The sequence below is a fragment of the Geminicoccus sp. genome, assembly GCF_035556675.1.
Classification (GTDB): domain Bacteria; phylum Pseudomonadota; class Alphaproteobacteria; order Geminicoccales; family Geminicoccaceae; genus Geminicoccus.
In genome coordinates this window covers 39,988-46,840 of the sequence record NZ_DATMFZ010000084.1, presented here as the reverse complement: position 1 = coordinate 46,840, position 6,853 = coordinate 39,988, and the positions used below count along the sequence as shown (strand labels likewise).

At 69.6% G+C, this 6,853-nt stretch carries 5 protein-coding genes; 4 read left to right on the top strand and 1 reads right to left on the bottom strand.

Annotated features, from left to right (window positions below; translation table 11 throughout):
- Positions 1-461, top strand: a 461-nt coding sequence (locus VNS22_RS07100) for an ATP-binding cassette domain-containing protein (RefSeq protein ID WP_325731005.1), incomplete at its 5' end; no start/stop codon positions are given.
- The gene (locus tag VNS22_RS07095; RefSeq protein WP_325731003.1) at positions 458-1,207 is read left to right on the top strand and encodes an ABC transporter permease; all 750 of its coding nucleotides are present in this window, start codon (positions 458-460) and stop codon (positions 1,205-1,207) included. The genes VNS22_RS07100 and VNS22_RS07095, both read left to right, overlap by 4 nt.
- 13 nt (positions 1,208-1,220) lie before the next feature.
- Here the strand turns inward: VNS22_RS07095 and VNS22_RS07090 are convergent, their stop codons facing one another.
- Positions 1,221-2,915 (bottom strand): hypothetical protein, encoded by a 1,695-nt coding sequence (locus tag VNS22_RS07090; RefSeq protein ID WP_325731001.1) that lies wholly within the window; start codon positions 2,913-2,915, stop codon positions 1,221-1,223.
- Positions 2,916-3,023: 108 nt separating this feature from the next.
- Between VNS22_RS07090 and VNS22_RS07085 the strand changes: the two genes are divergently transcribed.
- Entirely contained in the window at positions 3,024-5,105 is a 2,082-nt protein-coding gene (locus VNS22_RS07085) for a S9 family peptidase (RefSeq protein ID WP_325730999.1), read from the top strand.
- 102 nt (positions 5,106-5,207) lie between these two features.
- The gene (locus VNS22_RS07080; RefSeq protein ID WP_325730997.1) at positions 5,208-6,800 is read left to right on the top strand and encodes an ABC transporter substrate-binding protein; all 1,593 of its coding nucleotides are present in this window, start codon (positions 5,208-5,210) and stop codon (positions 6,798-6,800) included.
- Positions 6,801-6,853 lie beyond the last annotated feature (53 nt).

Genomic DNA, 6,853 nt, shown 5'->3' with positions numbered 1-6,853 from the left:
AGGTGGGCCCGGCCGGGCTGCGCCGGCCGGGTCTTGCCAGCACCGACGAGCTGCTGGCGCTGGTGGGCCTCCTGCCGCAGGCGGACCGGCTGCCCCATGAGCTGTCGGGCGGGCAGCGCCAGCGCGTCGCCATCGCCCGCGCCCTGGTCAGCCGGCCGCGGATCTTGCTGATGGACGAGCCGTTCGGCGCGCTCGACGAGATCACCCGCGACCGGCTGAACGACGAGCTGGCGCAGCTCTGGCGGCGCATGGGCATCACCATCCTGTTCGTCACCCACAGCGTGATGGAGGCCGCCTATCTGGGCCAGCGCGTGATGGTGCTGGCAGCACACCCCGGCCGGGTCCGGGAGATCGTCGACCTGCGCCCGGTCAAGGGCGAGGCAGGCCGCCTGCCGCGCGAGGCGCCGCCGCTGGTCGAGGCGATGGCCCATCTGCGCGCCATCCTGGCGGACGCGGCATGAACCGGGCCGCCACCATCCTCCTGCCGCTCCTGGGCGCCCTCTCGATCCTGCTGGTCTGGCAGTTCGTCCTGCCGCTCCTGGGCGTGCCGGCCTTCATCGTGCCGACCCCGGCCACGGTGGCGCGCAAGCTCGTGACCGATGCCGGCCTGCTCGCCGCCAACGCCCTGCCGACCGCGCTGGAAAGCGTGCTGGGCTTTTTGATCGGCAATCTCGCCGCCGTGCTGCTGGCAATCCTGTTCGTCTACAGCCGGCCGATCCGCGCCGCCTACTTCCCGGCGGTGCTGTTCTTCAACACCATCCCGATCCTGGCGCTGGCCCCGATCATCGTCCTGATCTTCGGCCTGGGCATCCTGCCCAAGATCGTGATCGCCGCGGTGATCTGCTTCTTCCCGACGCTGGTGAACATGATCCGTGGCCTGGAGATGCCGACCCGCAGCGAGTTCGAGCTGTTCCGCATCCTCTCGGCCAGCCCGTTCGAGACCTTCTGGCGGCTGCGCGTGCCCCGCTCCCTGCCGCTCCTGTTCACCTCGCTCAAGATCAGCGCCACCACGTCGGTGATCGGCGCCATCGTCGGCGAATGGATCGGGGCGAACCAGGGCCTGGGGGCCCTGATCATCCAGTCGACCTTCAACTACCAGACCGACCGGCTCTACGCCGCGGTGATCACGTCCTCCGCGCTGGGCCTCCTGTTCTTCGGCAGCGTCGTCCTGGCCGAGCGGCTGGTGATGCGCCGCCACCCGGCCTGAACGGCGGCCCGGCTCAGGCTTCCGGGATCTGGGCCAGCAGCCGGTCGGCGTCGCCGCGGCCGGCTGCCTTGGCCCGGGTCAGCCACTGCCGGGCCAGCTCCGGGTCCTTCGCCACCCCATTGCCCTCCAGATAAGCCCGCCCCAGCGTGAACATCGCACTGGAATGGCCAGCCGCCGCCGCCTGCTCCAGCATGGCCAGCCCGGCCGCCCCATCGTGCTGGCCGCTCCCTGGATCGAGCAGGACCTGGGCCAGCCGGTACATGGCGCTGGCATTGCCGGACGCAGCGCCGACCTCCAGGAGCGGCACTGCCTGGCCCGTATCGACCGGCACGCCGGTGCCCTCCAGGTAGGCGATGCCGAGCTGGGTGCTGGCCAGCGCATCGCCCTCGGCGGCAGCCTCCTTCAGCAGCGCGATGCCGCGCTGGGGGTCGGCCGGCACCACCTTCCCTTCCAGCAGGGCCCGGCCGTAATTGCCCTTGGTCGCGACATCGCCGGCCGCCACCGCCTCTTCCGCATAGCGGATCGCCTTGGCCTGGTCGGGCGGCACGTCCTCCGCGCGCAGATAGAGCCGCGCCAGATAGGCATAGGCGCGCACTTCATTGGCGGCCGCGGCCTCCTCCAGCAGGGCCAGGCCGCGCGGCACGTCCCGCGGCAGCCCGCGCCCTTCGGCATAGGCCCGGCCGAACACCGCCATCGTCCCGGTGTCGCCGCCCGCGATCGCCTTGGCCGCCCAGGCCTCGGCCTGCTCCGGATCCCGCTCGACCCCGTCGCCATCCAGATAGGCCCGCGCCAGCCCGCCAGCCGCGCGCGGGTCGCCCGCATCCGCGGCTCGGCGCAGCAGGTTCAGCCACTCGTCCTCGCTGCCGCCGGATTCGCGGGTGAGCCGGGCCAGCCGGGTGGCGGAGCTGGCATCGCCCGCCTCAGCGGCCCGGGCCAGCCAGCGTCTGGCCTGCTCCGGATCGGCCGGCGCCAGGGTGCCTCGCTCATAGACCTGGGCGAGCTGGCGCATCGCGTTCACGTCGCCGCTGTCGGCATGCTCGTTCAGGGCCGTCATTGCCGCGGCCACCGCGGCCGCCGTGGCCGGCCCGCCATCGCCCGAGGCCACCAGCCGCTCGGCATGGCGCACGATGCCCTGCTCGTCACCGGCTGCTGCCGCCTGCGCCCAGAGCTCGTCGATGCGGGCCTGGTCGGTGCTGCCGCTGCGCTCCAGTGTGCGCGCCAGTTCGGCGGCAGATCCGGGCGCACCCGCCGCGGCGGCAGCCTCCAGCAGCGGCATGCCCCGCTCGGGCTCGGGCGGCACGCCGTCGTCGCCGCGCACCAGCATCTTGCCCAGCAGGTACTGAGCATCGCCCTGCCATTCCGACTCCACCAGCACTGCCCGCTCCAGGGCGACCTTGGCCCTGGCCGGGTCGCGCCCCTCCGGCCCGCGCAGATAATAGCGCGCCTCGAACAGCAGGACCTTGGGGTGGCCGCTGGCGGCGGCCAGCTCGTAATTGGCGGTGGCGCCGTAGCGGTCACCGAACTTCTCGGCGAACCGCGCGCGCTCGAACGCCCGCTGCGCATCGGCCGGCACGTTGTAGTCGGTCGCCGGCAGGCCGCTTTCCGGCGTCCAGCTGGGCGCGCACGCGGCAGCGGTACCGAGCAGGAGGCCGACCGCCAATAGGCGGATCACCGGCAAGCGGTACGGAACGGACCGGACAGACTGCATCACTCCATTTCCAATCACGACCTGGCTGCCCGGATCGAGCGCCCGGTCGATTGCCGGATGGGACATCGCCGAGTTTTCCCGGCGCCACCCATTGTCTACATCACCCCCATGAGTACCGACCACCCCTCCCCCGCCCGCCCGACTCCGCCCCGCCCGCCCGTGGCCCGCACCGTGAACGTGCGGCACGAGCGGTTCGGCACCAGCTGGGACGACCCCTATGCCTGGCTGCGCGACCCGGGCTTTCCCGACGTCAAGGATCCGGAGATCCTGGCCCATCTGGCGGCGGAGAACGACTATCTGGCGGCTGTCACCGCCGGCCTCCAGCCGGAAATCGGCGAGATCAAGGCGGAGATGAAGGCGCACATGGCGCCCGACGACGCCTCGGTGCCGGTGCGCCGCGAAGGGTTCTGGTACCACTGGGCGTTTCGCGACGGCGCCCAGTACCGCACCTGGTTCCGCCGCGCCCTGGAAGCGGCCGAGCCGGAGGTGCTGCTGGACGAGCCGGCGCTCGCCGCCAGCCTGGACTTCTTCCGCTGTACCGGGCCGATGCCGGCCCCCGACCACCGCCTGGTCGCCTATGCCACCGACGAGGACGGCTCGGAGCGCTTCCTGATCCACCTGCTCGATACCGCGGACGGTGGCACCACCCGCAGCCTCGCCACCGGCACGTCCGGCGCGGTGGTCTGGGCGGCGGATGGCCGCTCGTTCCTTTACGTCGAGCTGGACCCGTCGCTCCGACCGTTCCGGGTGCGCCGGCACACCATCGGCGCTGGCGGGCCGGACCCGGTGGTCTACGAGGAGAGCGATCCCGCCTACTTCGTCTCGATCGGCCGCACCCGCTCGCGTGCCACGGTGACGATCACCGCTTCGACCCATGTGACCGCCGAGGTGCGGCTGCTCGATCCCTCGCTGGAGGGGCCGCTGCGCCTGATCGACGCGCGCCGGGAGGGCCGCTGGTACGAGGTGGACGAGCGCCACGGCACGCTGTGGATCCGCACCGACGACACCCATCCGAACTTCCGGCTGTGCCGGGCGCCGCTGTCGGCACCGGAGCCGGCCAACTGGGAGGAGGCGCTGCCGGGCTCGGACGAGCGCTACCTGCTGGGCGTCGACTGCTTCGACGGCTTTCTGGTGCGCAGCGAGCGGCTGGACGGGCTCGACCGCCTGGTGGTGGCACACACCGACGGCCGGGAGCGGCCGATCGTGTTTCCCGAGGCGGTGGGTGATCCGGGGCTGGGTGAGAACCCGATGTTCGACACTGGCACGCTCCGCCTGGGCTTCTCCTCGATGGTCACCCCGCCCACCGTCTACGACTACCATGTCGCAGAGGAGCGGCTGGAGGTGCGCAAGGTCCAGCGCATCCCGTCCGGCTACCAGCCGGAGCGCTGGCGGACCGAGCGGCTGTGGGCCCTGGCGGACGACGGTGCCAAGGTGCCGGTCAGCATCGTCTATCCGAAGGACTTCCCCAAGGACGGCAGCGGCAGGGTGCTGCTCACCGCCTACGGCTCCTATGGCATGGGCCTCTCTCCCTCCTTCGGGCTGCAGCGCCTGACCTATCTGGAGCGGGGCGTTGCCGTGGCGATCGCCCATGTGCGCGGCGGCGACGAGCTCGGCCGGCCCTGGTATTTCGCCGGGCGGCGCGAGCACAAGCGCAACAGCTTCACCGACACGATCGCAGCCGCCGAGATGCTGATCCGGGACGGCTGGACGGCCAGGGGCCAGATCGCCCTCCAGGGCGGCTCGGCCGGAGGGCTGCTGGTGGGCGCGGTGGTCACCATGCGCCCGGACCTGTGGGCCGCCGCGGTAGCCGACGTGCCATTCGTCGACGTGCTCAACACCATGTCCGACCCGAGCCTGCCGCTCACCCCGATCGAATGGCCGGAATGGGGCGATCCCATCACCGACGAGGCGGCGTTCCGCACCATCCTGGCCTACAGCCCCTATGACAATGTCCGCCCCCAGGCCTGGCCGCCCATGCTGGTCACGGCGGGCCTGACCGACCCGCGCGTGGGCTACTGGGAGCCCGCCAAGTGGGTGGCGCGGATCCGGGCGACACGCACCGACGATGCGCCGCTCCTGTTCAAGACCAACATGGGGGCCGGCCATTTCGGCAAGTCCGGCCGGTATGACGCGCTGGACGAGCGGGCCCTGGTCGCCGCCTTCATTCTGGGGCAGTTCCACACGACCTGATTGACTCGGCACAATCGGAGTGCCTTCCTCCCATGCAGTGGAACGGTGCCGCGGCGGACCTGCGGCACCGGCTCCGGGTCGGTGCATGCGGAAGTACATGTCATGAAGAAGTTACTGTTGGCATCCGCGGCCCTGCTGGCCGTTGCGGCGGGCAGCGGCGCGGTGGAGGCCAAGACCTTCGTGTTCTGCTCGGAAGGCAGTCCGGAGGGCTTCAACCCGCAATTCTATACCGCCGGCACCACCTTCGACGCCACGTCGGAGACGATCTTCAACCGGTTGGTCGAGTTCAACTATGGCGAGACCACGCTCGGGCCGGGCCTGGCCGAATCCTGGGACATTTCCGAGGATGGCAAGGAATACACCTTCCATCTGCGCCAGGGCGTGAAGTGGCATACCACCAAGGACTTCACGCCGACCCGGGAGTTCAACGCGGACGACGTGGTGTTCACGTTCATGCGGCAGCTGGACAAGAACCACCCGTTCCACGCGGTCGGCGGCGCCAGCTATGAGTATTTCGACTCGATGGGCCTGCCCGACCTGATCACCAAGATCGAGAAGGTCGACGACCATACGGTGAAGTTCACGCTGAAAGAGCCGGAAGCGCCGTTTCTGGCCAATCTCGGCATGGACTTCGCCTCGATCCTGTCGGCCGAGTATGCCGACCAGATGATGCAGGCCGGCACGCCGGAAAAGCTCGACAACAATCCGGTCGGCACCGGGCCGTTCCAGCTCGTCGCCTACCAGAAGGACGCGGTGATCCGCTACCAGGCCAACCCGGACTTCTGGAAGGGCAAGGCCAAGATCGACAACCTGATCTTCGCGATCACGCCGGACGCCTCGGTGCGCTTCCAGAAGCTCAAGGCCGGCGAATGCCACCTGATGACCTATCCGAACCCCGCCGATCTGGAGGCGATGCGGTCGGACCCGGACATCAACCTGATGTCCCAGGAAGGCCTGAACATCGGCTATCTCGGCTACAATACCGAGAAGAAGCCGTTCGATGACGCCAAGGTCCGCACCGCACTGACCATGGCGATCGACAAGGCCGCGATCATCGACGCGGTCTACCAGGGAGCCGGCACCGCCGCGAAGAACCCGATCCCGCCGACCATCTGGTCCTACAACGACGCCGTGCAGGACGTGCCCTACGACACCGAGGACGCCAAGAAACTGCTGACTGAGGCTGGCTATCCCGACGGGTTCGAGACCGACATCTGGGCGATGCCGGTGCAGCGGCCCTACAACCCGAACGCCCGCCGCATGGCCGAGATGATCCAGTCCGACTGGGCCAAGATCGGGGTGAAGGCCAACATCGTCAGCTACGAGTGGGGCGAGTATCTCAAGCGCACCGCGGCCGGCGAGCACCAGACCCTGCTGATGGGCTGGACCGGCGACAATGGCGATCCGGACAACTTCCTGCACACCCTGCTCGGCTGCGATGCGGTCGGCAGCGCCAACCGGGCGCGCTGGTGCTACAAGCCCTATGACGACCTCGTGGTGCAGGCCAAGCGGATCACCGACCAGGAGGAGCGCACCCGGCTCTACGAAGAGGCGCAGGTGATCTTCAAGGAGCAGAATCCCTGGGCCACCATTGCGCATTCGGTGGTGTTCAAGCCGATGCTGAACAGCGTAAAGGGCTTCAAGATCGACCCGTTCGGCGGCCATCAGTTCTACGAGGTCGATATCGAGGAATGACCTGAGCAACCCGGCCGGGGCGGGATCCTCCCGCCCCGCTTCCTATCGAGAAG